Origin of the sequence: Novosphingobium sp. ERN07 (assembly GCF_012641335.1) — a bacterium.
Taxonomy (GTDB): domain Bacteria; phylum Pseudomonadota; class Alphaproteobacteria; order Sphingomonadales; family Sphingomonadaceae; genus Novosphingobium.
This window is the reverse complement of record NZ_JABAID010000001.1, coordinates 562,123-587,230: the sequence shown is the minus strand read 5'-3', so window position 1 is coordinate 587,230 and position 25,108 is coordinate 562,123. Positions and strand designations below refer to the sequence as shown.

Here is a 25,108-nt window from a genome sequence, read left to right as displayed (position 1 = left end):
TTATGCCTCTTTAACGAAACTAACCATTTGTGATTCCGCCGCAAAGTGCCTTTTCCATCACCTCGGCGCAAGGCTGGCGCGGATGATCCGATCCGGGGGAACCTTTTTCGATTCGATGATCCGGCAATGATTCGCGCTGGACTTTAACTGATCGATTAAGAATAGTCTCAGCAGTGGCACGCAAGCCGCAGGCTGGAGAGACGATGGAAGGACTGCTCGAAGCGGTCATGCGCCGCGCAGGCGTGGCCGGCACGGTCACGAATCCCGTCACCGGGCTGCAACGCCTGTCGGGCGGAGCCAACATGGAATCGTGGCTCTTCGCCTGCGGGCCAGATCGTTTCGTGCTGCGCCGCGCCCCGTCTGCCGAATGGATCGCCGAGCGTCCGCTCAACACGGCGGGAGAAGCCGAAGTCATTCGCCGCGCCCACGCTGGCGGCGTCGCCGCGCCCGAAGTGGTGGCCGAACTCGTTCCCGATGATGGTCTTGGCATCGGATTCATCATGCGCTGCCTGCCGGGCACAGCCGATCCCGAAGTGGCACTATCATCCCCGCCCGTGCTGGCTGGCGATCTGGCCAAGGCGATGGCACGAATCCACGCGCTCGACACGCGCGGCCTCGATTTCCTGCCCCGCCTTGATCCCGCTGATGGCGTCGAAGGCCTCGCCCGCCAGTTCAATGAGGCTGGCGGAGATCGCCCCCTGATCGCGCTGGGCCTCGCATGGCTGCGCCGCAATCTGCCGCCCCCTGCCGAACCCGTTGTCGTCCACGGTGATTTCCGCATCGGCAACCTGATGGTCCACGAAGGGCACCTGTCGGGCGTGCTTGATTGGGAACTGGCGCATCTGGGCGATGGCCACGAAGACCTTGCCTATGGCTGCATGGCCGTGTGGCGCTTTGGGCGGCTGGACAAACAGGGCTTCGGCCTCAGCGATGTCGAAACGCTCGCCCGCGCCTATCAGGCCGCTGGCGGCGAAGCGTTCGATCCCGCTCGCTTTCGCTTCTGGCTGGTTTACCGCACCGTGTGGTGGGCGCTCGGCTGCCTGTCGATGGGGCAAGCCTGGCGCAACGGCACCGACCGTTCGCTGGAACGGGTGGTCGTGGCACGGCGTTGCGCAGAACAGGAACTCGACCTGCTGTTGCTGCTGGAGAGCGAAGCTCCCGAAGCCGAACGCGCCCGCCCCTTGCCCCCCGTTGCACCAGAATCTCCTGCCACCACGGGCGAACCCAGCGCCGCTGAAATGCTCACTGCCGTCTCCGAATGGCTCGCCGCCACTGTGAAGGACAAACTCGCCGGGCGAGAACGCTGGGAACTGGCCGTCGCGCAGAACGCGCTGGGCATCGTGCGCCGCGAATTGGCCACCCGCGCCGATCCTGCCGACAAGGCGCTGGCCGACGACATGCTTGCCGGTCGCCAGACCATCGCCACGCCGGGCCTTCTGGCCACCTTGCGCGCCCGCGCACTGTCCACCCTGTCCGCCGACATGCCCAAATACCCGGCGCTCGCCGCCGCCCGAACGCTCTGGGAGCAACGCTGATGAACTTCGATCTTCCCGCCCCCCTCGTCGCCTACCTAGCCGAACTCGATGCCTTCATCGACGCCGAGATCAAACCGCTGGAAAAGGCGGATGACAACGTGCGCTTCTTCGACCATCGCCGCGAATGGGCGCGCACCGATTTCGACAATGGCGGCCTTCCCCGCCACGAATGGGAAGCGCTGCTGGTAGAAGCCACGGCCCGCGCCGACGCTGCCGGGCACTGGCGATTTTCCGCGCCCAAGAAATATGGCGGCAAGGATGGTCAGAACCTGTGGATGGCGGTGATCCGCGATCACTTCGCCGCCAAGGGCCTTGGCCTGCACAACGATCTGCAGAACGAACATTCGATCGTCGGCAACTTTCCTTTCGTGAACATGTTCGAGCACTTCGGAACGCCCGAACAGCAAGACGAATTCATCAACGGCGGCTTTGCCCGCACCCGCCGCACCGCCTTCGGCCTTACCGAACCGAACCACGGATCGGATGCGACCCACATGGAAACCCGCGCCGTGCCCGAAGTGCGAGGCGGCGTGGCGGGCTGGCGTATCGATGGCGAAAAGATGTGGACCACCGGAATGCACGTCGCCACCCACTGCGCCACATTCGCGCGCACCAGCGGCGATAACGGCGATGCGCGCGGCATCACCTGCTTCCTCGTGCCCAACCCGTGCGAGGGCCTTGTGATCGAGGAATACCTGTGGACCTTCAACATGCCCACAGACCACCCGCGCGTGTCGTTCACCAATGTCTGGGTGCCTGAATCTGCGATCCTCGGCCCAGTGGGCGGCGGGTTGTCCATCGCGCAAAGCTTCGTCCACCAGAACCGCATCCGGCAGGCCGCCTCGTCTCTCGGCGCGGCCACCTTCTGCATCGAGGAATCGGTGCGCTATGCGCGCGAACGCAAGCCCTTTGGCGAGGAACTGGCGCGCAATCAGGCGATCCAGTTCCCGCTCGTAGACCTCGCCACCCAATGCGAAATGCTGCGCCTGCTGATCCGCAAGACCGCGTGGGAGATGGACCGCCTCGAAGCCGAAGACGGTGGCCACAAGCGGATCGAGCGCGAACTGTCAGACAAGGTGTCGATGTGCAATTACTGGGCGAACCGGCTGGTTTGCGAAGCGGCGGACCGCGCGATGCAGGTCCACGGCGGCATCGGCTATTCCCGCCACAAACCTTTCGAACACATCTACCGCCACCACCGCCGCTACCGCATCACCGAAGGCGCCGAGGAAATCCAGATGCGCAAAGTGGGCGCCTTCCTGTTCGGCTATCTGGGGCCACGGAAGGGGATGTTCGGGTAACTGCCACAAACCCCTTACACTACTCCAATTTCGTCACCCCCGCGCAGGCGGGGGTCCAACGTCGTCGCACAGCGACGGCATTCCCGACGCTGGATTCCCGCCTGCGCGGGAATGACGAAGCGTTGAGTCACTCGAACAACCGGTCAAACCACGTCTTCTTTTCCGCCACCGCCGGAGCGGGCACTGGCTGGTCGGCAAACAGCCCCTCCACCAGCGCCCGCACCTGAACCCGCTTTCCACCCGAAGGCCGGTAGGACGGTTTCGCCACGCCATAGACCAGCGCAGTTCCATCCTCACTCCACCGCCCGTCGAAGAACAGCGCCTGCTCCTTGCGGCGGCGCGGAAGGAGCGAGGCGGGCCGCGCCCAGTCCAGCATCGCTTTACGCGCACCGTCCACATCGCCCTTCACGAACCGCCCGATCCAGCTCGCCCGCGCAATCGCCCCGGTGTTCCAGTGGAAAGACAGCGCCGCGCCTAGTTCCGCTTCGGTGGGATCGTGCGGACCAAAAGCTGCCAGCACCGGCGGCAGGTACTTTTCACGCAGCAGCCACAGGTACACGCCAATGCAATGCTCCAGCGGCTGCGGCTTGTCCTTGTAGCGCGGGAAGACCTTGTGCCCGCTCGCATCGGTGATGCCGACGCTCCATGTCCACACGCCAACGCTGTCCTTGTAGGCTTCGGTCACGATGCCTTCGTGGGCGATCAGTTCAAGAGCGATGCGGGGGGTGAGTTCGCGCATGAGAGGTCCGACTCCATCCAAAAACCAGAGTCGTGCGCATCGGCTGGAATGTAGGAAACCGGAATTGAAACCCATCAAAACCAAACGGCCCGCTTCGGTGTGCGAAGCGGGCCGTCAGATGGTACTTTGCAGCGCCTCAAGTACGCCTAGATGCAGTTAGGTGCATCTAAGTGCACTTCAGGATTTCAGGCAAAAGCGGCCTTCAGGTCATCGACCAGATCGGTGCGCTCCCACGGGAAGAAGTCGCCTTCCGGCTTGCGCCCGAAGTGGCCATAGGCCGCAGTGGGCTGATAGATCGGCTTGTTGAGGCCCAGATGCGTGCGGATGCCGCGCGGCGTCAGGCCGCCCAGCTTGGCAATGCCCTTGATCGCAGCTTCGATCTTGTCGTCGCCCACGGTGCCGGTTTCGTGCGTATCGACATAGAGCGACAGCGGCTCCGACACGCCGATGGCATAGGCGATCTGGATCGTGCAGCGCGTGGCAAGGCCAGCAGCAACCACGTTCTTCGCCAGATAGCGCGTGATGTAGGCTGCCGAACGGTCAACCTTCGTCGGATCCTTGCCCGAAAACGCGCCACCGCCATGCGGGCTTGCGCCGCCATAGGTGTCGACGATGATCTTGCGACCGGTCAGACCAGCATCGCCGTCGGGACCGCCGATTTCGAACGAGCCGGTCGGATTGATGTAATACACGGTTTCGCGCAGCAGCACCGGCGGGATCACATCTGCGATCACGCGCTTCACATAGGCGTGCAGCTCGGCTTCCTTGTCGCCCTCGTCATAACCCGGCACATGCTGGGTCGAGACGACGACGGCGGTGGCCGCAACGGGAAGCGAACCTTCGTAGCGCAGCGTGACCTGGCTCTTGGCGTCAGGCTCAAGGAACGGGGCCGCGCCGGAATGACGGTCAGCCGCCATGCGCTCAAGGATCTTGTGGCTGTAGTACAGCGTCGCAGGCATCAGGTCAGGCGTTTCGTCGGTCGCGTAACCGAACATGATGCCTTGGTCGCCTGCGCCTTCGTCCTTGTTGTCAGCCGCATCGACGCCCTGCGCGATGTGTGCCGACTGGCCGTGCAGGCGGTTGATGAACTCCAGCTTTTCCCAGTGGAAGCCGTCCTGCTCGTAACCGATGCGCTTCACGGTATCGCGGACGGTCTTTTCGATTTCTTCCTGCGCGCCCGGTGCCCATGCGCCGTCTTCATACACGCCCTTGCAGCGGATTTCACCGGCAAGCACGACAAGCTGCGTCGTGGTCAACGTTTCGCAGGCGATACGGGCTTCGGGATCCTTCGACAGGAACAGGTCGACGATGGCGTCGCTGATCTGGTCGGAAACCTTGTCCGGGTGGCCTTCGGAGACGCTTTCGGAAGTGAACAGGTAATCGCTGCGCATTGGCGGTCCTATGCTGATGGCCGTGCCCGAAACGGGCAGAGGCGATATAAAGAAACCTTTATGTCACCCCCCGCTTAGCGTTTCCGCGTAGCGCTTGCAACCAGTGCTACGAAAAGAAGCGCTATTGCCCATGCAAGCCCCAGCATGTTGCCAAAGCGCGCGAACAGCGTCGGCGCATGGGCTGGCGGCACTTTTCCATCCAGCCTGCCTGCGCGCAGCGGCGGCACGAACTGGCGCACCAGGCCATCGGCATCGATCACCGCGCTGATCCCGGTGGTGGTCGAACGCAGCACCGGCAGGCCTTCCTCGATCGCGCGCATCCGCGCCTGCGCAAGGTGCTGGGGCGGTCCCCATGCGCCGAACCAGCCATCGTTCGACGGGTTGAAAAGGTAGTCGGGGCGGCGCCCACGATCCACCACTTCGCCAGAGAAGATGATCTCGTAGCAGATCTGGATTCCAGCCTTGCCGTGCCGCCCCAAATCAAGTGTGCGCGGCCCCGGCCCGGCGTGGAAATCGAGGCTTCCAGCAACCAGACGCGACAGGCCGATAGGTTCGAGAATCTCGCGCATAGGCAGGTATTCGCCATAGGGCACCAGATGCGCCTTGGCGTAGGAGCCGCGAATCTCGCCGCGCGAATCGAGCGCAGTGACCACGTTCCAGGCGCCCGTTACTTTCGGCCCCTTCATCGCAAGGTCGGTGGTGCCAGTCAGCAGCAACCCGCTCTTGCCCGCCACGCGGCCCAACCTTTCGCGGGCAACGAGCGGATCGCCCGCGTAGGTCGTCTCGTCATACCAGAACTGCGCATAGCCGGGCCGCAGGAAGTCGGGCACGCCGCTTTCAGGCCAAAGCAGCAGCCGCGTCTCGCCCGGTTTGCGCGCCAGCGAAAGCGCAGCGGTGGTCTGGAACTGCTTTTCGTAATTGGCGGGATCGTTGAGCACGTCCTGCCGCACATCTGGCTGGACGAGCGTATAGGCGAGCGTCCCTTCACGGCGTTCACCGTGTAGCGGAAGCACCAGCAGCAGCGCAGGCGCAAGCGCATAGGCCAGCGCCGCACCCTTGCGCTCCTGCCGCCATGACCGCAGTGCAAAGAGCCACCAGCCGCCCAGCAGCACGACAAGCCCCGACAGCGCATAAGTGCCCATCCACTGCGCAGCGAGCGCCAGACCGGGGCGGTCGAAACCGCCCAACGTGACCATCGCCAGCGGATTCCACGCAAAGCCGGTGAAGACCCAAGACCGCATCCATTCCGCCAGAATCCACGCGGCTGCAAAGGCGGGCAGCAACATCGCGCGGCGCGTTTCGGCCAGCCACCAGCCCAACAGCGTGGCGATGGCTGGATAGACCGCGAGGTAGAGCGCCAGCAGGAAGACCGCGATCCAGCCCAGCCACGCGGGCATTTCGGCCTGATAGGTGAACGCCGTGGCGATCCAGCCATTGCCCACGGTGAAGTGGCCGACGCCGAACAACCAACCGGTGAGCAGCGCCTGCCGCCACGTTTTGACCACGTAGAGCCGGTGAATCAGCCACGCCAATGCCGCCAGCGTCAGCGGCCAAAGGCCGAGCGGCTGGAAACCGCAAGCGGCAAGGCCACCAGCAGCAACCGTCAGCAGGGTTTCGCGGGGGATCGGGCGGGGGGAGAAGCGGAAGCGGCTCATGCCCCGCTGCTATGGGGTGCGCCGGGGCCAACCGCAAGCGATCAACCCCGGCGTCAAATGTCAGCCTTCGACCGGCTCGCTGGCTTCTGGCGCAGCGGCCTTGCGCGGGCGACCGCGCTTTTTGGGTGCAGGGGCAGCTTCTTCGGCAACCGGTCCAGGCGCTTCGGGAGCAGGAGCGGGTTCTGCCACAGGTTCTGCACGCGCACTGATCGAGGGCGGCAGGAACGAGGCGTCGAGCGTTGCCGGTGCTTCGTCGTCTACCGGCTTGGCCGCGCGGGGGCGACGTTCGGTGCGGGGGCGCAGGCCACCGCGCGCAGGGCGGGCTTCACGCACAAAAGGATTATCCGCCGCATCGGCAATGGGTTCACCCTCAATCGCGGGCACGCCTTCGCCGGGGAGCGGTTCGGCCGCGGGTGCCTCAACCTCTGAATCGCGGTTGCGATTGCGGTCGAAACGGCGATTGTTGTCGCGCCGACCTTCGCTACGGTCACCGCGATCTTCACGCTGGCGGTCTTCGCGGGGCCGATCATCGCGTTGGCGATCTTCACGGGGACGATCCTCACGTTCACGGCGGCCTTCGGAACGGTCGTTGCGATCACCACGCTCAGGCCGGTCCTCGCGGTCTTCCCGTTCGCGACGGTTGGAGACCGGACGGTCGAACGCGGGGAAATCACCCTCGACGCTGAAATCGCCACCGTCGTCTTCACCGTCCTGGTCCTGCCAGCGCTCCCCACCAGCTTGACCGCCGTTCTGGCGGGCGCGCTGTTCTTCCTGACGGGTACGGGTATCGGCAATCACGCGGAAATAGTGATCGGCAAACTGGAGGTAGTATTCCGCCTGCACGCGATCGCCGTTCATATGGGCGTCCTGCGCAAGCTTGCGATACTTTTCGAGCAACTGCGGGGCATTGCCCCGCGCGCGGCTGTCGATCCGGTTGAGCTGCTGGCCACCATTCTGCGGACGGTTGTTGTTACCGCGACCGCGACGGCGGTTGTTACCACGATTGTTATTCAACTCAGGCACTTCCTTAATTGGGTGGCCTCTCGAAAAACAGGTGCAAGCTATTGCGCCGCACAACCCTCCGCACCGGTTCGCCATCTAAGCGAATCGGCGTTTCCAGCATCTGCGCTCTTTCCGGCCAATTGGCCGTTCTTCCCTGCAAATGGTGGAGCTGGCCGGGACGGGAAGCCTCATCCGTCCCCTGCCTGACTTCACAGTTAATGGGCCGAGCGGCCCTTGCCAAGAGGAATATTGGCTATTCTCGCCATTTCCACAGCCCTTTCGCGCCCGGCAAGGTCATGATGGACGCGCGCGGACATGTGTGAGGCGCGCGCAAGGGCCGACACGGCCTGCCCCTGTGTCCAACCGATCTCGATGATCGAAATGCCATTTTCGGCAAGCAGAGCGGGGATTTGCGGCACCAGAAGGCGATAATCGTCCAACCCATCAGGCCCGGAAAACAGGGCCTGCGCAGGTTCATGCGCGCGAACCGAGGGGGTAAGATCGGCCTCATCCTCGACATAGGGCGGGTTTGACAGGATCAGCTCGAACTGGCCCAGATCGCTCGCCCAGCCCGGTTGGGTCCAGTCGCCCGACAGAAAGCGCGCGGCAGGTGCGTGTCGCCGCCCATTGGCGCGGGCGACGGCGAGTGCTTCGGGGGAACGTTCGATAGCCACACCTTCGGCATCGGGCCAGAGCGAGAGTGCGGCAAGGAGCAACGCGCCGGAACCGGTGCCGAGATCGAGGATGCGGCGCGGCGGCTGGCGGTCGGCAAAGGCTTCGCGCGCTACCTCTACCAGCGTTTCGGTATCGCCCCGCGGGATCAGTACGGCGGGGCCGACGATTAGCTCCAGTCCGTAGAACTCGGCGCTGCCGGTGATGTAGGCGACGGGTTCGTGGCCCGCGCGGCGTTCGACCAGCGCGTCGAAGGCGGCTGGCACTTCGCTCTGCATATGGCGCAGCAGCAGTTCGGTGCGGGTGCAGCCGAGCGCGTGGGCCATAAGCAGTTCGGCATCGAGCCGGGCGGTGTCGCTGGTGGCGGACAGGCGCTCGGTGGCGGCGCGCAAGGATTGAGAAACGTTCACTCCCCCTCCTCTAAAGAGGAGGGAGCTTCGGATGTCTGAACTCTACCCATCCATCGCCGCCAGTCGCTTGGACTGGTCCTCGGCAATCAGCGCGTCGATCAGTTCGCCAAGGCCGGTGCCTTCGAGGACTTCGGGCAGGCGGTGCAGCGTGAGGTTGATGCGGTGATCGGTCACGCGGCCTTGCGGGAAGTTGTAGGTGCGGATGCGTTCGGAACGGTCGCCGGAACCCACCATCGCCTTGCGCGCCTCGGCCTCTTCGCCCTGCGCGGCATCGCGCTGCGCTTCGAACAGGCGGGCGCGCAGGACCTGCATCGCCTTGTCCTTGTTCTTGTGCTGGCTGCGACCGTCCTGGCAGGTGACAACCGTGCCGGTGGGCAAGTGGGTGATGCGCACCGCCGAATCGGTGGTGTTCACGTGCTGCCCGCCCGCACCGCTGGCGCGATAGACGTCGATCTTCAGATCCTTGTCCTCGATGCGGATGTCGACCTCATCGGGTTCGGGCAGGACGGCGACCGTGGCGGCAGAGGTGTGAATGCGCCCGCCCGATTCGGTAACGGGCACACGCTGCACGCGGTGAACGCCGCTTTCGAACTTCAGCTTGGCGAAGACGCCGCTGCCGGTGACGTTGGCGACGACTTCCTTGTAGCCGCCCAGATCGTTGGCGTTGACCGAGACGACTTCGACTCGCCACCCCTGCTCTGCGGCGTACTTTTCGTACATGCGGAACAGATCGGCGGCGAAAAGCGCGGCTTCATCGCCCCCTGTGCCTGCGCGGATTTCGAGCATCGCCGGGCGGCTGTCCGCCGAATCGCGCGGCAGCATGGCAATGGCGAGGCGGTGTTCGGCTTCGGGCAGTTCGGCGTTGATGCGGCGCAGTTCCTCGTCCGCCAGCTCGCGCATGTCGGGATCGTCCAGCGCGGCAAGGCTCACCAGTTCCTCGCGCATCGCAGCGATTTCCTGCGCGATGCGGGCGACGGGTTCGAGTTCGGCATAATCGCGGCTGGCGGCGATGAAGTCTGCGCCTTCGAGCGTGCCGGACCCCAGCCGCGCTTCGAGTTCGGCGAAGCGGTGCGTGAGGTGGCCGAGGCGGGTGTCGGATACGCTCATGCTAGAATGTCGTACTCTAGCTCAAGTTCGCGACCATGCTCGATTGTCGGTTTTGGCGCAGCCCACAGCTTTAATGAATCTAGAGTTTCGATAACCCGCTGTGCAAGCTCTTCATCCACTAGATTGCCGGTTGTCAGCGAGCGCACTCGCATGACAGCAATTGTGCGTTCACTAACTGCCTTATCGTCCAAAACCAGTACCAATTGAGGGTTTTCTTTGACAGCTTTGTCGAACCGCTTTCGTGGCGCGCCTTCTGCCCATACTGCTGAACTCAGACCCCTGCGTCTCAGCGACAGTCCTAGGTTCCAAGCGAGCTGATCTGTTGAGCGAGCTTCGCTAACGATTGCGACGTTAAGGCGACGCGGGTTTCTTTCCCCCACCAACATCGCCAGCCGCTCAATCCCCGCAGCCCAGCCGACCGCAGGCGTGGCTGCGCCGCCCAGCGCTTCCATCAGCCCGTCATAGCGCCCGCCGCCCAGCACCGTGCCCTGTGCGCCCAGCCGGTCGGTGACGAATTCGAACGCAGTGTGGCGGTAGTAGTCGAGGCCGCGCACCAGTGCCGGGGCGCGGGTCCATGCAACGCCTGCAGCATTTAGCCCGCCGGTGACCTTGGCGAAGAAGTCCTGCGCTTCATCGCTCAGGAAATCGTCGATCTTCGGGGCCTGCGCGGTGAAAACCTTGTCGCGCGGGTCTTTGCTGTCGAGGATACGCAAGGGGTTGCGTTCCAGCCGGTCCTGCGAATCTTCCGACAGATCGCCCTTCACGGCGCGGAAGTAGTCGATCAGGGCGGTGCGCCAGGCTTCGCGGCTGGCGCCATCGCCCAGCGTGTTGAGCTGGAGCGTCACGCCATCAGCGATGCCCAGTTCCTTGAGCAGCTGGTCGGCCATCACCAGCAGTTCCACATCTGCCTGCGGTTCGGCTGCGCCGATCACTTCGGCGTCGATCTGGTGGAACTGGCGGTAGCGGCCCTTTTGCGGGCGTTCATAGCGGAACAGCGGGCCGTGGGTGGCAACCTTCAAGGGCGCGTACTGCTGCCAGCCATCTGTGATGAAGGCGCGGGCGATGCCTGCGGTGAACTCAGGCCGCAGGGTCAGCGATTCCCCGCCGCGATCTTCGAAGCTGTACATTTCCTTGGAAACGACGTCGGTCGTCTCACCCAAAGAGCGGCTGAAAACAGCGGTCTTTTCGAACACCGGCATTTCCACGCGGCGGAAGCGGTAGAGCTTGCGCACGCGCTCGAACGTTTCGACGACGAATGCGAATGCCTCGGCATCGGGGCCGAAGATGTCCTGGGTGCCGCGGATGGCCTGGGGTGTTTGCGTGCTCATGGTGCGCGCGATTAGCCGGAAAGTGCGGAAACGGGAAGCGGTCAGAAAAAGGCGGAGCGCAATGGTTGCGAATGTGACCGCTTCGGGCCATGAACTGGCCCCATGCTGAAGAAACTCGCGGTTGCCCCGCTCCTCCTCGCCCTTTCCGTGTCCACTCAGGCGCTTGCCGCCAACTCCGCGCCGATGGCCGTGCCGATCACGCAGACCGTGCCCGATGCGCAGGATGTGGCCTATCCTGGCACGATGACGCTGGATATCGATGCGTCCGATACCATGCGCCGCGCCTATCGCGTGACGCAGGTGATCCCCGTAGCCGATGGCGCGAAAGAGCTGACACTGCTGTTCCCGCAATGGCTGCCCGGCAACCACGGCCCGCGCGGGCCGCTGGCCGAACTGGTAGGCGTGCAGTTCTTTGTCGATGGCAAGCCGGTGGAATGGAAGCGTGATCGGGTGGAAGTCTATGCCTTCCACGTCATGCTGCCCGCTGGCGCAAAGGCGGTGACCGCCAAGTTCATCCACACCTCGCCGCTCGCATCGAACGAAGGGCGGATCACGATGACGCCCGAAATGCTGAACCTGCAATGGGAGAAGATGAGCCTTTATCCCGCAGGCCATTACGTGCGTCGGATCAAGGTGAAGCCGAGCGTGACCCTGCCGCAGGGCTGGACGCCCGCCACCGCGCTGGACGGCATGAGCATGACCGGCAACCGCGCGACATGGGCCGAAACGGACTACGAAACGCTGGTCGATTCCCCGATATTTGCGGGCAAGTACTTTAAGAAGTGGGATCTGGGGCAGAAGGTCACGCTGAATGTCGTGGCCGACAAGGCCGAACAGCTTGAGGCCAAGCCGGAATATATCGCGGCGCACTCCGCGCTGGTGGACGAAGCGAAGCTGGCGTTCGGCGCAAACCATTTCGACCATTACGAATTCCTGCTCGCGCTGTCCGACAAGATCGGCGGCATCGGGCTGGAACATCACCGGTCGAGCGAGAACCAGCTTGAGCCGGAAGCCTTCACCGAGTGGGACAAGCAGGAGTGGGACCGCAACCTGCTGCCCCACGAATATGCGCATTCGTGGTCGGGCAAGTTCCGCCGCCCGGCACGGCTGTGGACGCCCGATTATCGCCAGCCGATGCAGGGTGACCTGCTGTGGACCTATGAAGGGCAGGACCAATTCTGGGGCCTTGTGCTGGCGGGGCGTTCGGGCTTGCAGGGCAAGGACATGGTGCTGGGAATGCTGGCGCAGTGGGCAGGCGGCTATACCCAGCAGCCTGGGCGCGAATGGCGTTCGGTCGAAGATACCGGGTTCGATCCGGTCTTCGCCTCGCGCAAGCCCAAGCCCTATTCCTCGCTTGCCCGCAACGAGGATTACTACACCGAAGGCGCGCTGGTGTGGCTGGAGATCGACCAGATCCTGCGGGAAGGCACCGGCGGCAAGAAGTCCATCGACGATTTCGCCAAGGCATTCTTCGGCATGAATCCCGGCGACTGGGGCCAGATCCCGTTCGAGGTGGACGAGATCGTGACCAAGCTGAACGCGCTCTACCCCTATGACTGGGCCAAGCTGATCGATACCCGCATCAACCAGCCGGGCCAGCCCGCACCGCTAAACGGGATCGAAAAGGGCGGCTACAAGCTGGTGTGGAAGGAAGAGCCGAACCCCTATGCCAAGGCTGCGGGCGATTTCAGCAAGACGCTGAGCCTTGCCAATTCAATCGGCCTTTCGATCGACAAGGAAGGCAAAGTCACCGGTTCGCGCTGGGACAGCCCCGCTTTCAACGCAGGAATCGTGACCGGCGCGCAGATCATGGCGGTGAACGGCGTGGCCTATGATGCCGATGCGCTGAAGAAGGCGATCACCGCAGCCAAGGGTGAAAAGGGGACGCCGCTGGACCTGCTGGTCAAGCGCGGCAGCCGCTTCGACACGATCCGCATCGATTACAAGGATGGCCTGCGCTACCCGTGGCTTGAGCGTGTGGCACCGGGCAAGGCCCCAACCGGGCTGGACCTGCTGTTCGAACCCAAGCGCCCCGGCGCTGCGGCAAAGAAGGCGAAGTAAGCGTAATGGCGCGCGGTGGCAGCGGGCTGGGAAACCGGCTGGCTCCACCGCGCTTCATCGTGTTCCTGACGCTGCTGGTGGCCGGTTTCATCGGTTATTGGCAATTGCCGGGAGCAGAAAGCCTTGCCGATGCGGCGGCGATGAGTTTCGATCTTGCCGCAGCGGTATTTCTGACGTCGATACTGCCGCTGCTGCGCGATGCCAATACCGCCAGCATCCGCCGCCATGCTGCCAACAATGACGCCAATCGCCTGCTCGTACTGATCATCACTACTGTCGTGACGATGGTGGTACTGGCGGCAATCTCGGGCGAGTTGCCGCCCGCTTCGGCGGGCAACCGCATGGCGATGGTCAAACTCGTCGGCACCCTGTTGCTGACGTGGCTTTTTGCCAACACCGTCTATGCGCTGCATTATGCGCACCTCTTTTATTCTTCGCGCGATGGCAAGGATACGGGCGGCATCGATTTCCCCGGCACCACAACGCCTGATTATCTCGACTTCATCTATTTCAGCTTCACGCTAGGCATGACCTTCCAGACATCCGACACCGAGATAACCAGCAAGAGCATTCGCCGCATAGCGACGGCGCATTCTTTCGCTGCCTTCATATTCAACATTGGCGTGATCGCATTCACCATCAATGCCTTGGGGTAATCGGGAGTAAAGGGCGTTTCGCCATAAGTCTTGTTGCGACGCACAAGCGGCTTCGCTAGGGGCAGCGCGTTCTCTCCACCCAATGAACAGGGGCCAAGATGCGCATCGACATGATTCCCACCGGTGACAATCCACCGGAAAGCCTGAACGTCATCATCGAAGTTCCCGTTGGCGGTGAACCGGTGAAGTACGAATTCGACAAGGCATCGGGCGCGCTGTTCGTCGACCGTATCCTGCACACGCCGATGCGCTATCCCGCAAACTACGGCTTCGTGCCGCACACGCTTTCGCCCGATGGCGATCCGCTGGACGCGCTGGTGATCGCCCGTTCGCCCTTCGTGGCCGGTTCGGTCGTGCGCGCGCGCCCGATTGCGGTGCTGAACCTTGAAGACGAACATGGCGGCGACGAAAAGCTGGTCTGCGTGCCGGTCGATTCGACCTTCCCGTACTATTCGGACGTGAAGGAACGCGAAGATCTGCCCGAAATCGTGCTGCAGCAGATCGAACACTTCTTCACGCACTACAAGGATCTGGAAAAGGACAAGTGGGTGCGCGTGGGCACTTGGGGCGGCGCAGAAGACGCCCGCCAGATCACACTTGAAGCGATTGAGCGCGCAAAGGCCGCCAAGGCGGGCTGAAGCGTTTCGCCTGATCTTAAAAAAGGCGCTGGTTCTGCCGAACCAGCGCCTTTTTTCGGCTCCACGCAGGCGGGGGGTCTCAGTCGGCTAAATGTTGCGTTTCGTCACACCACCGAGGCCCCCGCCTTCGCGGGGGCGCTACGGAACAGTTGTAGTTCAGCCGACCACGCCCGCAGCCGCCAGCACGGCCAGCGTCAGGATATCGGGCGCAAGCGAAGTCATCGGCGCGATCTGCACGGGCTTTTCCATGCCGAGCAGCATCGGGCCGATCACCGCGTTGCCCGCGAGTTCGCGCAGCAGTTTGGCCGAGATATTGGCCGATTGCAGGCCGGGCATGATCAGCACATTGGCAGGGCCGGACAGGCGGCAGAACGGATAGTTGGCCATGACCTTGGGGTTCAGGGCCGCATCGGGAGCCATTTCCCCTTCGTATTCGAAGCCGGGGTCTTCGGCGTCGAGGATCGCCACAGCGCCACGGATCGAATCGAGCCAGCGGCCATAAGGGTTGCCGAACGTGGCATAGGACAGGAACGCCACGCGCGGTTCGTGGCCCATGCGGCGTGCGACGGCGGCGGTTTCCTTGGCGATGTGGGCAAGGTCTTCAGCCGAGGGACGCTCGTTCACGGTCGTATCGGCCAGGAACACGGTATAGTTCTTGGCGACCATCAGGTGAATGCCGAAAGGCAGGTGCCCAGGCTTGGGATGCAGCACCCGGCGCACTTCCTTCATCGACTGCGCGAAAGTGCGGGTCATGCCGGTGATCAGCGCATCGCCGTGGCCCAACGCGACGAGCAGCGAGGCGAAGACGTTGCGGTCCTGATTGACCATGCGCTTAACATCGCGTTCCAGATAGCCGCGACGCTGAAGCTGCTTGTAGAGATATTCGACCATCTCGGGCACCAGTGGCGAGACAGCGGAGTTGTGGATTTCATAGGATGATGGATCGCTGACGCCCAGTTCGGTCAACTTGTCGAGCACGCCCTGCGTGCGGCCTACCAGCACCGGGGTGCCATAGCCGAAATCCTTGAACTGGATTGCGGCGCGCAGCACCACTTCGTTCTCCGCCTCGGCAAAGACGACGCGCTTGGGATCGGTCTTGGCCTTTGCAAAAACGTTGGTCAGCACCGAGGTGGTCGGGTTCAACCGCGCCTTCAAACTGGTGCGATAGGCGTCCATATCCTCGATGGGCTTCTGCGCAACGCCCGAATCCATCGCGGCCTGCGCCACGGCGGATGACACGACTTCCATCAGGCGGGGATCGAAGGGCGCGGGGATGATGTAATCGAGGCCGAAAGTGTGGTTGATGCCGTATGCGGCGGCCACTTCTTCGGGCACCGGCTCGCGCGCCAGCTTGGCAATGGCTTCGGCGGCGGCGATCTTCATCTCTTCGTTGATCGCGGTTGCCTGAACATCCAGCGCGCCGCGGAAGATGAAGGGGAAGCCTAGCACGTTGTTGACCTGGTTCGGATAGTCCGAACGCCCGGTGGCGACGATGCAATCGGGGCGCACGGCCTTGGCATCAGGCGGGGTGATTTCCGGGTCCGGGTTGGCCATCGCGAAGATGATCGGCTGCGGGGCCATCTTCGTCACCCAATCGGGCCGAAGGGCACCGGCTGCGGACAGACCGAGGAAGATGTCTGCGCCATCGAGCGCGTCTTCAAGGCTGCGGGCCGATGTATCAACTGCGTGCGCGCTTTTCCACTGGTCCATGCCGGATTCGCGACCGCGATAGATCACGCCGGACCGGTCGCACATGATCACGTTGTTGTGCCGCACGCCCATCGCCTTGATCAGCGCGGTGCAGGCAATGGCTGCCGCGCCCGCGCCGTTGACCACGACCTTCACATCTTCGAGCTCGCGCCCCGTGAGGTAGCAGGCGTTGAGTAGGCCAGCGGCGGAAATGATCGCCGTACCATGCTGGTCATCGTGCATGATCGGGATCTTCAGGCGCTCTTTCAGCGCCTGTTCGATGATGAAGCATTCGGGAGCCTTGATGTCTTCAAGGTTGATCCCGCCAAAGCTGGGCTCCATCAGCGCGACTGCTTCAATGAAGGCGTCAGGGTCTTCGGTGGCGAGTTCGATGTCGATGGAATCGACGTCGGCAAAGCGCTTGAACAGCACAGCCTTGCCTTCCATCACCGGCTTTGACGCGAGCGCGCCCAGATTGCCAAGACCAAGAATGGCGGTGCCGTTGGAAATCACCGCAACGAGGTTGCCCTTGGCGGTGTAATCATAAGCAGTCGAAGGATCTTCCGCGATGGCCCGGACCGGCACCGCAACGCCGGGTGAATAGGCAAGGCTGAGATCGCGCTGCGTCGCCATCGGTTTGCTGGCGATGATCTCGATCTTACCGGGCCTTATGGTGTTATGGTAGAAAAGCGCCTCGCGTTCGGTGAAACGGACGTTGCTTTCCTCGGACATAATACCCCCGTGAGTAGTCGGCGTGAGTGGTCGGATTTCGATTAAAGGCCCTGTATGGTCTTTGCCGCTACGTCAAGGCGCGGATAGGCTGCATTTGCGGCACGAACATATCGGCGCGATCAATAGACCGATTTACAGCTCCTGTGGCTTCCACGTGGGAATACCCAGACGGCGGACCTTGAACAGCAGGCTGCGGCCTTCCTGCCAGACCAGTTGCAGGCGCGGATCGCCACGCTGCGGCAGGCCGGTGTCGATCAGCCACACATAGTCCACCCGTTCAATCGGCGCGGCACGCAGCGCGGTATCGACCGTGCGCCGCCAGCCACCGGCACAGCGGCGCGACCAGACAAATTCCGAAGGATCAGCCGTAAAATTGCGGCCGGGACGGAAACGCGGCACGATCATGTGCAGGCCGGGCACGGCCCAGTTATCGTTCACCCACGCCTGCCGATAGAGGCTGGCAAGGCTGGCAAGGTGATCGCGGCGAGTGTTGCGCCACGATTCATCAAGGCACGAGTGCTCCACAAAGGCCAGCACGCGGCTGCCGGGTTCGACATGCGTAAGCGCGGAAAGCTGCTTGTTGTAATCTTCGGCGTAGCCATTGAAGCTCCACGCCGTGACGGTGAGCCGCACGGCCAGCAGCGCCATGCCGAGATAGGCCACCGCCTTTGCCCATTCCGGGCGGCGCGCGCCGCTCCAGTCCTGAAGGCCAAGGCCGAGCATCGCCGCCACTGGCAGCAGCCGGATGTCGACGAACGACGATCCATTGATATCGCTGGGAATGGCAAGAAACAGCAGAAACACCGTCAGCGCGGGCAAGCCCTGCCGCCAGCGCCACTTTGCACCCAGCAGCGGCCCGACCAAAACCAACAGGCCTGCGATGATCGATGTGCCGAAATCCAGCAGCTTCGACTGATCACGCAGGGTGAGGACAAAGGACCATGCCTTCTGGTCCCAGCGCCATATGTTCATGCTCTTTACCGGCGGCGAAAACGCCTTCCACAGCACGATGGTGATGACCGTGGCCAGCAGCGGCCAGCAGGCCTGCCACAGACGCAGGCCGATGGCCTTCCAGTCCAGCGTGGCCAGCCACTGCCGATTCGTCAGGTCACGCCAGCGCCACCCTGCGGGCAGCTCATCCATCGCGCGGCCAAATGCGTGCGCGCCCACCAGCAGCGCCAGCAACAGCCCGCCGATGGCATGGCACAGCATGGCAACCGGCTGCGCGATGATCAGCATCGTGGCGCGCGCGCGGGGGTTTTTCTGTTCAAGCCAGAGCGAGGCCCCGAACGCGGTCAGCGAAAGGCCCGTGGCAAGGATGTAGTTCAGGAAACCGGTCAGCAGCGGGAAGCTGAACACGAACATCAGCGACCATGCCGCCGCGTGCCCGCCCTTGGGGTTCAACATGCGTATGGTCCACAGACAGCCACCTGCGAACAGGCCTGTCGCCAGCACCGTGCTCCACCATCCGGCGGCAAGGATGCCGAACTGCGCGCCCAAGACCTTCATCAGCACGCCACCGCCGATATTCAGCGTGAACACCCATTTCCACGTGAAGTATTGTTCCAGCGGATTGCCGGGGCCAGCCGCCTCGATCGCGGCGGCGCCCATGTGACCCGGCACGTCGATCAGCGGCGGAACTTCGACCAGCGCGAAAGGCGCACAGACCAGCAGAACGCCGATCAGGATGCCCGGACCGGACAGCCACGGCAGCGCCCCGGCCTGTGCCCACAGCGCCTTTACGGCGGCAATCCAGCTCTTTTCGCGGACTTGCGTCAAACTCTGCTTACCCCAACATGACCCGCTTGCCGTGCCATCAGGGCGCGCAGTTGCGGATATCCAGCTTCGATGGTTTGAGAAACACGCGCGGCTGGTCTAGCCACCTCCGCGTGACGCCTAATGCCCCAACTCCGATGATGGCGCAATATCTTGCGCTCAAAGAGCAGGCCGCTGACTGCCTGCTGTTCTATCGCATGGGCGATTTCTTCGAGCTGTTTTTCGATGACGCGAAGATCGCCGCGCAAGTGCTCGACATTGCGCTGACCAGCCGGGGCGAACACGGCGGTGCGCCGATCCCGATGTGCGGCGTGCCGGTCCATTCGGCGGAAGGCTACCTCGCCCGCCTGATCAAGGCCGGGTGCCGCGTGGCCATTGCCGAACAGGTGGAAACGCCCGAAGAAGCCAGGAAACGCGGGGGTTCCAAGGCACTGGTCGCGCGCGATATCGTGCGCTTCGTAACCGCAGGCACGCTGACCGAAGAAGCCCTGCTCGAACCGCGCCGCGCCAATGTGCTGGCCGCTGTGTGCGATGTGCGCGGGGTCATCGGCCTTGCTGCCTGTGACATTTCGACAGGCCGAATGGAACTGGAGGAATGCAGTCCCGACCAGATGGGTGCGGCGCTGGCACGGCTGGGCGCGAGCGAGGTGGTGGCCTCTGATTCGTGGGAATTGGCCCCGGTCGATTGCGTGGCCCGCCCGAATCGGTCGTTCTCCAGCGACGAGGGCGAGACGCGACTGAAAGCGCTGCACGGCGTCTCCACGCTGGATGGTTTCGGCCAGTTCACCCGCGCCATGCTGGCGGCTGCAGGCGGGCTGATCACCTATCTTGACCATGTGGGGCGTGGCGCGCTGCCTTTGCTTCTGCCACCTGTGGCGCGCGAAGCGGGCACCCACATGGCGATGGACGAAGCGACGCGCGCCAGCCTTGAAATCCTTGTCAGTTCCACCGGCACGCGGCGCGGATCGCTGGTGGAAGCCATCGACCGCTGCGTGACCGGCGCAGGCGCGCGGCTGCTGGCCGAAGACCTTTCGGCCCCGCTCACCGATGCGCGCGCCATCAACCGGCGTCTGGAACTGGTAAGCTGGCTGCACGACGATCCGCTGCTGCGCGGTGATATTCGCGGCGTCTTGCGCGCCCTGCCCGATGTGGGCCGCGCGCTGGGCCGCGTGGTGGCCGGGCGTGGCTCCCCGCGCGATCTTGGGCAATTGCGCGATGGCCTGTCCGAAGCGCGCCGCCTGCACGATATGCTGCGCGCCCGCCGCGATCTGCCCGAACCGATGGTGGCGCTGCTGCCCACGCTTTCCGGCCACGGGGCGCTGACCGATCTCTATGCCCGCGCGCTGGTGCCCGCCCCGCCGACCGAACGGTCGCAGGGGGGCTATATCGCAGAGGGCTATGACGCGGGGCTGGACGAATTGCGCCGCGTATCGGGCAACGCCCGCCGCGCGATTGCCGCGTTGGAGGCCAAGTACCGCGACGAGACGGGCATTGCCGCACTGAAAATCCGGCACAACGGGGTGCTGGGCTATTTCATCGAGGTTCCGGCAAAGCACGGCGACCGGCTGATGCACCCCGATTCGGGCTTCACCCATCGCCAGACGATGGCGGGTGCGGTGCGCTTCAATGCGCTGGCGCTGCACGAGGAAGCCAGCCGCATTGCCGAAAGCGGTGGCCATGCGCTGGCGGCAGAAGAAGCGCATTTCGAAGATCTGGTCGGCCATGCCGTGCGCGCGAAAGAAGCGATTGCCGCCACCGCTGGCGCGATTGCCCGGATCGACGTTGCAGCGGGTCAGGCCGAACGCGCTGCGGAAGGTAACTGGGCCTTGCCGCGCGTTGTGGATGAACCCTGCCTTCAGATCACGGGCGGGCGGCATCCGGTGGTGGAAGCCGCGCTAGCGGCCAAGGGCGAGCGCTTCGTCGCCAACGATTGCGCGCTGGGCCAGCAGGACCGGCTCTGGCTGGTCGGCGGACCAAACATGGGCGGTAAATCCACCTTCCTGCGCCAGAACGCGCTGATCGTGCTGCTGGCGCAGGCGGGTGGTTTCGTGCCCGCGCAGGCCGCGACGGTGGGGCTGGTGGACCGTCTGTTCAGCCGCGTGGGCGCGGCGGACAATCTTGCGCGCGGACGCTCCACCTTCATGGTCGAAATGGTGGAAACCGCCGCCATCCTTTCACAGGCGACGGATCGCAGCTTTGTGATCCTCGACGAAGTGGGCCGCGGCACGTCCACGTATGACGGCCTTGCGCTGGCATGGGCGGTGGCCGAAGCGGTCCATTCAATCAACCAGTGCCGCTGTCTTTTCGCCACGCATTACCACGAACTCGCCCGGCTGGCGGAAACGTGCGACGCGCTGTCGCTCCATCACGTCCGCGCGCGGGAGTGGAAAGGCGATCTGGTGCTGCTGCACGAACTGGCAGAAGGCCCGGCAGACAAGTCCTACGGCCTTGCCGTGGCCCGGCTGGCAGGCGTGCCCGCGCCGGTGATCAAGCGCGCCAAATCGGTGCTGGAAAAGCTGGAAAAAGGCCGCGCCGCCACCGGAGGCCTTGCTGCTGGGCTGGACGACCTGCCGCTGTTCGCTGCTGCAATCGAGGCGGCAGAGGAGAAGGTCGATGCTTTGCGCGAACGCTTGAACGGGCTGGACATCGACGCACTCTCGCCGCGGGAGGCGCTGGACATGCTCTATCAGTTGAAGGCGCAAGCCAATGGTTGAGGCCTCAAGATCGTCTTTCGCCCCCCATACTTCGTCATTCCAGCGCAGGCGGGAATCCAGCGCGCAACCCTTCAAACTGGATTCCCGCCTGCGCGGGAATGACGAGGAGTTGGTCTGATGGAACTGACCCCGCTCGGCACCAAACGCGCGCTGTTCATCATGGCGGCTGAACCCGAATACGGCCCGCACCTGCGCGCCCGCTTCACACCGCTGATCACCGGCATCGGCCCGGTAGAGGCCGCGCTGCACACCGGCATCGCGCTCGCCCGGCTGGAAGCGGCAGGCACGCTGCCAGACCTTATCGTCTGCCTCGGCTCTGCCGGATCGCGGCGCTGTGCATTGGGATCGATCCACCAGATCGCCAGCGTATCGTGGCGCGACATGGACGCATCGCCCTTGGGCATCGAACCGGGCGTCGTGCCCTATCTCGACGAGCCGAAAGACCTGCCGCTGGAATGCCCGCTCGATCTGCCAAGCGTCACGCTGTCGAGCGGCGGCGATGTGGTCAGCGGCGATCATTGGGACCGCGTGAGCGCCGACATGGTGGACATGGAAACCTACGCCATAGCCCGCGCCGCCCGCACCTTCGGCATTCCGCTGATCGGCCTGCGCGGCGTGTCCGACGGCCCCGGCGAACTTGCGGGCGCGCATGACTGGCACAAGCTGCTGGGCTACCTCGACGGCGAACTGGCCAAGACGGTGGATTTGCTGGCGGCGCATTACGCCTAAAGCGACAAAAACAACCCCGCCAGCGCCGCGCTCATCAGATTGCTCAGCGCGCCCGCCGTCAACGCGCGCAGCCCCAGCTTGGCGATCACCGGGCGCTGGTTCGGCGCAAGGCCCCCTGTCACCGCCATCTGGATCGCGATGGAACTGAAATTGGCGAATCCGCACAGCGCAAAGGTCACGATGCCCACCGTGTGCGGCGAAAGCGCGGTATCCTTGCCCAGTTCGATGAACGCGACGAATTCGTTGAGCACGATCTTGCTGCCGAACAGCCCGCCTGCCTGCATCGCCTCGGCCCAGCCATCGGCGCCCAGCAGGTAGAACACCGGCGCGAAGACGTATCCCAGCACCATCTGGAACGACAGGTCGGGAACACCCACCCAGCCGCCGATCCAGCCAAGGATGCCATTGGCAAGCGCCACCAGCGCGACAAAGGCCAGCACCATTGCGCCCACCGCCACGGCCAGCTTCACACCGGTCTGCGCGCCTTGGCTCGCTGCCATGATGATGTTGGCGGGTCGCTCTTCCTCGTCAGAGGCGAGGCTGGGTTTTACGTGCGGATTGGGCAGATCCTCGTCCGCCATCGCTTCAGGGCACGGTGGTTCGTCGGGCATGATCAGCTTGGCCATCAGGATGCCGCCCGGGGCCGACATGAAGGCGGCTGCCACCAGATAATCGATGCGGATGCCCATGCTGGCATAAGCGGCAAGGATCGTGCCCGCCACGCCCGCCATGCCCACCGTCATCACGCAGAACAGCTGGCTGGGATTGAGCGCTGCCAGATAGGGGCGGATCACCAGGGGCGATTCGCTTTGCCCGACGAAGATGTTGCTGGCCGCACACAACGATTCCACCTTGCTGATGCCGGTTACCTTCTCCAGTGCGCCGCCGATCCAGCGGATCACCAGTTGCATCACGCCCACATAATACAGGATCGAGATCAGCGCTGCGAAGAACACGATCACCGGCAGCGCCGAAATGGCAAAGCTGGTGCCGCCGATGGCAGGGTCCGCCAGCGGCCCGAACAGGAACTGCACCCCGGCCCGCGCAAAGCCCAGCAGCCCTTCCACGCCAGCCGCAGCGCCCTGCAACATGCGGTTGCCCAGCGGCACATAGAGCACCAGCGCGGCAAAGCCCGCCTGCAACGCAAAAGCGGCAGCGACCACGCGCAACCGGATCGCGCGGCGGTTCGACGAAAGGAGAAAGGCGAGCGCAAGGATGAGCACCATCCCAAGCAGGCTGGACAATACGCGCATCAGGAAGGGAGTGCTCCACGGCAAATGGTTACCAACGAACCTAATAGCGAATTGGCGGGGCGTGAAAAGCGCGCTATCGGCCCGTTATGCACGATAAAGCCACTGCGGTCCCCCGTTCGCTGTTCCTGTTTGCGCTGTTCTATGGCGGCATGGTCACCTTGGGCGGCGTACTGGGGGCAAAGCAGGTCGCGCTCGGTCCCTTGGCGGTGGAGGCGGGAATTTTCCCCTTCCTCACCCTCGTCGGCATATCCAGCGGCATTGCCGAACTGCATGACAAGGCGGTGGCCGACCGGCTGGTGCGCTATGGCTTTTTGCCGCTGGCCTTCGCGATCCTGCTGACCCTGTTCGTCATCCAACTACCCACTGACCCCGGCATGTACGAACCGGCAAAGGAAGCCTTCCCCATCATCCTTGGCCAATCGTGGCGGATGATGCTGGCCGGGATCATGGCCTATGGCGTGTCGGTCACGCTCAACGTGTGGATATTCAACCGGCTGCGCGGCGCAGCGGGCAGGTTCCTGGCCGTGCGCGGATTCATCGCCGCGGCGCTTTCGCAGATCGTCGATACGCTGATCTTCATCACTGTGTCGTTCGTGGGCGTCCGCCCAATCGCCACGCTGATGCTGGGGCAGATGCTTGCCAAGGTCGTGCTTTCCGCCGTCCTCGTCCCGCTGATCATCGCGCTGGTGCTCAAGCTGGGGCGCAAGCTCGATTCAGCAGATTGATCCGCGCGAGCGCGCACGAAAACGCTTCAATTTCGGGCGCAGAAGCGTAAAGGCGCGCGCATGACGCAGAATCACGATCCCGCGATGCTCGCCAAGGCCGAAACGCTGACCGAAGCGCTTCCCTATCTGCAGCGCTATGCCGGCAAGACCTTTGTGGTGAAGTACGGCGGCCACGCGATGGGCGATCCTGACCTTGCGCAGGACTTTGCCGAAGATATCGTGCTGCTCAAAGCGGTGGGCATCAACCCGGTGGTGGTCCACGGCGGCGGCCCGCAGATCGGCCGCATGCTGAAGGCCCTCGGCATCGAATCGCAGTTCGTCGATGGCTTGCGGGTGACTGACAAACAGACCGCCGAAGTTGCCGAAATGGTGCTGGCAGGCGCGATCAACAAGGAACTGGTAAGCTGGATCGCCCGCGCGGGCGGCAAGGCCATCGGCATTTCCGGCAAGGACGGCGGCATGGTCATCGCCCGCAAGGTCCAGTCGAAGAAAGCGCCCAAGGCCATCGCAGGCGATGATGGCGAAGCGCTCCTCGTCGATCTCGGCTTCGTGGGCGAACCGGCACGGATCGATACCACCGTTATCGATACCATCGTCGGCGCAGGAATGATCCCGGTCATCGCCCCCATCGGCGTGGGCGAAGATGGCGAGACGTACAACATCAACGCCGACACGATGGCAGGGTCCATCGCCGCAGCGCTCGGCGCATCGCGGCTGTTCCTGTTGACCGACGTTCCCGGCGTGCTCGACAAGGACAAGAACCTCCTCACCGACCTGCGCCCCGCCGATATCGCGCGTCTGGCCGAAGACGGCACGATCAGCGGCGGCATGATCCCCAAGCTGGAAACCTGCGTCCACGCGGTTGAGGCAGGCTGCGAGGCCACTGTGGTGCTTGATGGCCGCGTGCCGCACGCGATGTTGCTGGAAATCTTCACCGCCAAGGGCGCGGGCACGCTCATTCGCGCTTAGCCTTCAGGGAACCAGCAGCAGTTCCA

Annotated in this window: 19 protein-coding genes; 9 read left to right on the top strand and 10 right to left on the bottom strand. The window is 63.8% G+C overall.

Features of this window, described 5'->3' with window-relative positions; all coding sequences use genetic code 11:
- Nucleotides 1-173: 173 nt before the first annotated feature.
- Nucleotides 174-1,535, top strand: a complete 1,362-nt coding sequence (locus HGI47_RS02885) for a phosphotransferase (RefSeq protein ID WP_370521604.1) — start codon at nt 174-176, stop codon at nt 1,533-1,535.
- Nucleotides 1,535-2,836 (top strand): acyl-CoA dehydrogenase family protein, encoded by a 1,302-nt coding sequence (locus tag HGI47_RS02880; RefSeq protein ID WP_168851230.1) that lies wholly within the window; start codon nt 1,535-1,537, stop codon nt 2,834-2,836. The genes HGI47_RS02885 and HGI47_RS02880 overlap by 1 nt, the downstream gene beginning before the upstream one ends.
- 127 nt (nt 2,837-2,963) lie before the next feature.
- Here HGI47_RS02880 and HGI47_RS02875 read toward each other — a convergent pair whose 3' ends face one another.
- The 7 genes from HGI47_RS02875 to hisS form a co-directional block, all read right to left on the bottom strand.
- Nucleotides 2,964-3,575: a lysozyme gene (locus HGI47_RS02875; protein WP_168851229.1), complete on the bottom strand. Its 612-nt coding sequence runs from the start codon at nt 3,573-3,575 to the stop codon at nt 2,964-2,966.
- Between the two features lie 185 nt (nt 3,576-3,760).
- Nucleotides 3,761-4,966 carry a methionine adenosyltransferase gene (gene metK, locus HGI47_RS02870; RefSeq protein WP_168851228.1) on the bottom strand — a complete coding sequence of 402 codons (1,206 nt, stop codon included), beginning with the start codon at nt 4,964-4,966 and terminating at the stop codon, nt 3,761-3,763.
- Nucleotides 4,967-5,040: 74 nt separating this feature from the next.
- A complete protein-coding gene (gene lnt, locus HGI47_RS02865; RefSeq protein ID WP_168851227.1) occupies nt 5,041-6,621 on the bottom strand; it encodes an apolipoprotein N-acyltransferase in 1,581 nt (526 codons plus the stop codon).
- 60 nt (nt 6,622-6,681) lie between these two features.
- Nucleotides 6,682-7,644 carry a DUF4167 domain-containing protein gene (locus tag HGI47_RS02860; protein WP_370521602.1) on the bottom strand — a complete coding sequence of 321 codons (963 nt, stop codon included), beginning with the start codon at nt 7,642-7,644 and terminating at the stop codon, nt 6,682-6,684.
- A 194-nt stretch (nt 7,645-7,838) separates the two neighbouring features.
- On the bottom strand, nt 7,839-8,705 hold the full coding sequence (gene prmC / locus HGI47_RS02855; protein WP_168851226.1) for a peptide chain release factor N(5)-glutamine methyltransferase: 867 nt from the start codon (nt 8,703-8,705) through the stop codon (nt 7,839-7,841).
- Between the two features lie 42 nt (nt 8,706-8,747).
- Nucleotides 8,748-9,812, bottom strand: coding sequence for a peptide chain release factor 1 (gene prfA / locus HGI47_RS02850; protein ID WP_168851225.1), 1,065 nt, complete (start codon nt 9,810-9,812; stop codon nt 8,748-8,750).
- A complete protein-coding gene (gene hisS / locus HGI47_RS02845; RefSeq protein ID WP_168851224.1) occupies nt 9,809-11,140 on the bottom strand; it encodes a histidine--tRNA ligase in 1,332 nt (443 codons plus the stop codon). Before hisS ends, prfA begins: the two co-directional genes overlap by 4 nt.
- A gap of 102 nt (nt 11,141-11,242) precedes the next feature.
- Here hisS and HGI47_RS02840 point away from each other — a divergent pair, with 102 nt between their 5' ends.
- From HGI47_RS02840 to ppa, 3 genes are all read left to right on the top strand, one after another.
- A complete protein-coding gene (locus tag HGI47_RS02840) occupies nt 11,243-13,201 on the top strand; it encodes a M61 family metallopeptidase (protein ID WP_206065927.1) in 1,959 nt (652 codons plus the stop codon).
- Between the two features lie 5 nt (nt 13,202-13,206).
- Nucleotides 13,207-13,857 (top strand): DUF1345 domain-containing protein, encoded by a 651-nt coding sequence (locus HGI47_RS02835; protein ID WP_168851223.1) that lies wholly within the window; start codon nt 13,207-13,209, stop codon nt 13,855-13,857.
- A 98-nt stretch (nt 13,858-13,955) separates the two neighbouring features.
- On the top strand, nt 13,956-14,495 hold the full coding sequence (gene ppa / locus HGI47_RS02830) for an inorganic diphosphatase (RefSeq protein WP_168851222.1): 540 nt from the start codon (nt 13,956-13,958) through the stop codon (nt 14,493-14,495).
- Nucleotides 14,496-14,651: 156 nt separating this feature from the next.
- On the opposite strand, the gene HGI47_RS02825 is transcribed toward ppa, so the two are convergent.
- The gene (locus HGI47_RS02825) at nt 14,652-16,916 is read right to left on the bottom strand and encodes an NADP-dependent malic enzyme (protein WP_168851221.1); all 2,265 of its coding nucleotides are present in this window, start codon (nt 16,914-16,916) and stop codon (nt 14,652-14,654) included.
- A 132-nt stretch (nt 16,917-17,048) separates the two neighbouring features.
- Complete coding sequence (locus HGI47_RS02820) at nt 17,049-18,695, bottom strand: hypothetical protein (RefSeq protein WP_206065926.1); 1,647 nt, start codon at nt 18,693-18,695, stop codon at nt 17,049-17,051.
- A gap of 134 nt (nt 18,696-18,829) precedes the next feature.
- Here HGI47_RS02820 and mutS point away from each other — a divergent pair, with 134 nt between their 5' ends.
- The gene (gene mutS / locus HGI47_RS02815; protein ID WP_168851356.1) at nt 18,830-21,406 is read left to right on the top strand and encodes a DNA mismatch repair protein MutS; all 2,577 of its coding nucleotides are present in this window, start codon (nt 18,830-18,832) and stop codon (nt 21,404-21,406) included.
- A gap of 117 nt (nt 21,407-21,523) precedes the next feature.
- Nucleotides 21,524-22,135 carry a 5'-methylthioadenosine/S-adenosylhomocysteine nucleosidase gene (locus HGI47_RS02810; RefSeq protein ID WP_168851220.1) on the top strand — a complete coding sequence of 204 codons (612 nt, stop codon included), beginning with the start codon at nt 21,524-21,526 and terminating at the stop codon, nt 22,133-22,135.
- Here HGI47_RS02810 and HGI47_RS02805 read toward each other — a convergent pair.
- Nucleotides 22,132-23,388, bottom strand: a complete 1,257-nt coding sequence (locus tag HGI47_RS02805; RefSeq protein WP_168851219.1) for a NupC/NupG family nucleoside CNT transporter — start codon at nt 23,386-23,388, stop codon at nt 22,132-22,134. The genes HGI47_RS02810 and HGI47_RS02805 overlap by 4 nt on opposite strands.
- An 86-nt stretch (nt 23,389-23,474) precedes the next feature.
- Here HGI47_RS02805 and HGI47_RS02800 point away from each other — a divergent pair, with 86 nt between their 5' ends.
- Entirely contained in the window at nt 23,475-24,113 is a 639-nt protein-coding gene (locus HGI47_RS02800) for a queuosine precursor transporter (protein ID WP_168851218.1), read from the top strand.
- Nucleotides 24,114-24,173: 60 nt separating this feature from the next.
- Nucleotides 24,174-25,082: an acetylglutamate kinase gene (gene argB / locus HGI47_RS02795; RefSeq protein ID WP_168851217.1), complete on the top strand. Its 909-nt coding sequence runs from the start codon at nt 24,174-24,176 to the stop codon at nt 25,080-25,082.
- Nucleotides 25,083-25,108: the final 26 nt, after the last annotated feature.

What these genes read in the sequence shown, in the direction of transcription:
- HGI47_RS02880 (WP_168851230.1), top strand. Translation starts at nt 1,535, where the DNA reads ATGAACTTCGATCTTCCCGCCCCCCTCGTCGCCTACCTAGCCGAACTC.
- HGI47_RS02875 (WP_168851229.1), bottom strand. Translation starts at nt 3,575, where the DNA reads ATGCGCGAACTCACCCCCCGCATCGCTCTTGAACTGATCGCCCACGAA.
- metK (WP_168851228.1), bottom strand. Translation starts at nt 4,966, where the DNA reads ATGCGCAGCGATTACCTGTTCACTTCCGAAAGCGTCTCCGAAGGCCAC.
- lnt (WP_168851227.1), bottom strand. Translation starts at nt 6,621, where the DNA reads ATGAGCCGCTTCCGCTTCTCCCCCCGCCCGATCCCCCGCGAAACCCTG.
- prfA (WP_168851225.1), bottom strand. Translation starts at nt 9,812, where the DNA reads ATGAGCGTATCCGACACCCGCCTCGGCCACCTCACGCACCGCTTCGCC.
- hisS (WP_168851224.1), bottom strand. Translation starts at nt 11,140, where the DNA reads ATGAGCACGCAAACACCCCAGGCCATCCGCGGCACCCAGGACATCTTC.
- HGI47_RS02840 (WP_206065927.1), top strand. Translation starts at nt 11,243, where the DNA reads ATGCTGAAGAAACTCGCGGTTGCCCCGCTCCTCCTCGCCCTTTCCGTG.
- HGI47_RS02835 (WP_168851223.1), top strand. Translation starts at nt 13,207, where the DNA reads ATGGCGCGCGGTGGCAGCGGGCTGGGAAACCGGCTGGCTCCACCGCGC.
- ppa (WP_168851222.1), top strand. Translation starts at nt 13,956, where the DNA reads ATGCGCATCGACATGATTCCCACCGGTGACAATCCACCGGAAAGCCTG.
- HGI47_RS02825 (WP_168851221.1), bottom strand. Translation starts at nt 16,916, where the DNA reads ATGTCCGAGGAAAGCAACGTCCGTTTCACCGAACGCGAGGCGCTTTTC.
- mutS (WP_168851356.1), top strand. Translation starts at nt 18,830, where the DNA reads ATGATGGCGCAATATCTTGCGCTCAAAGAGCAGGCCGCTGACTGCCTG.
- HGI47_RS02810 (WP_168851220.1), top strand. Translation starts at nt 21,524, where the DNA reads ATGGAACTGACCCCGCTCGGCACCAAACGCGCGCTGTTCATCATGGCG.
- HGI47_RS02805 (WP_168851219.1), bottom strand. Translation starts at nt 23,388, where the DNA reads ATGCGCGTATTGTCCAGCCTGCTTGGGATGGTGCTCATCCTTGCGCTC.
- HGI47_RS02800 (WP_168851218.1), top strand. Translation starts at nt 23,475, where the DNA reads ATGCACGATAAAGCCACTGCGGTCCCCCGTTCGCTGTTCCTGTTTGCG.
- argB (WP_168851217.1), top strand. Translation starts at nt 24,174, where the DNA reads ATGACGCAGAATCACGATCCCGCGATGCTCGCCAAGGCCGAAACGCTG.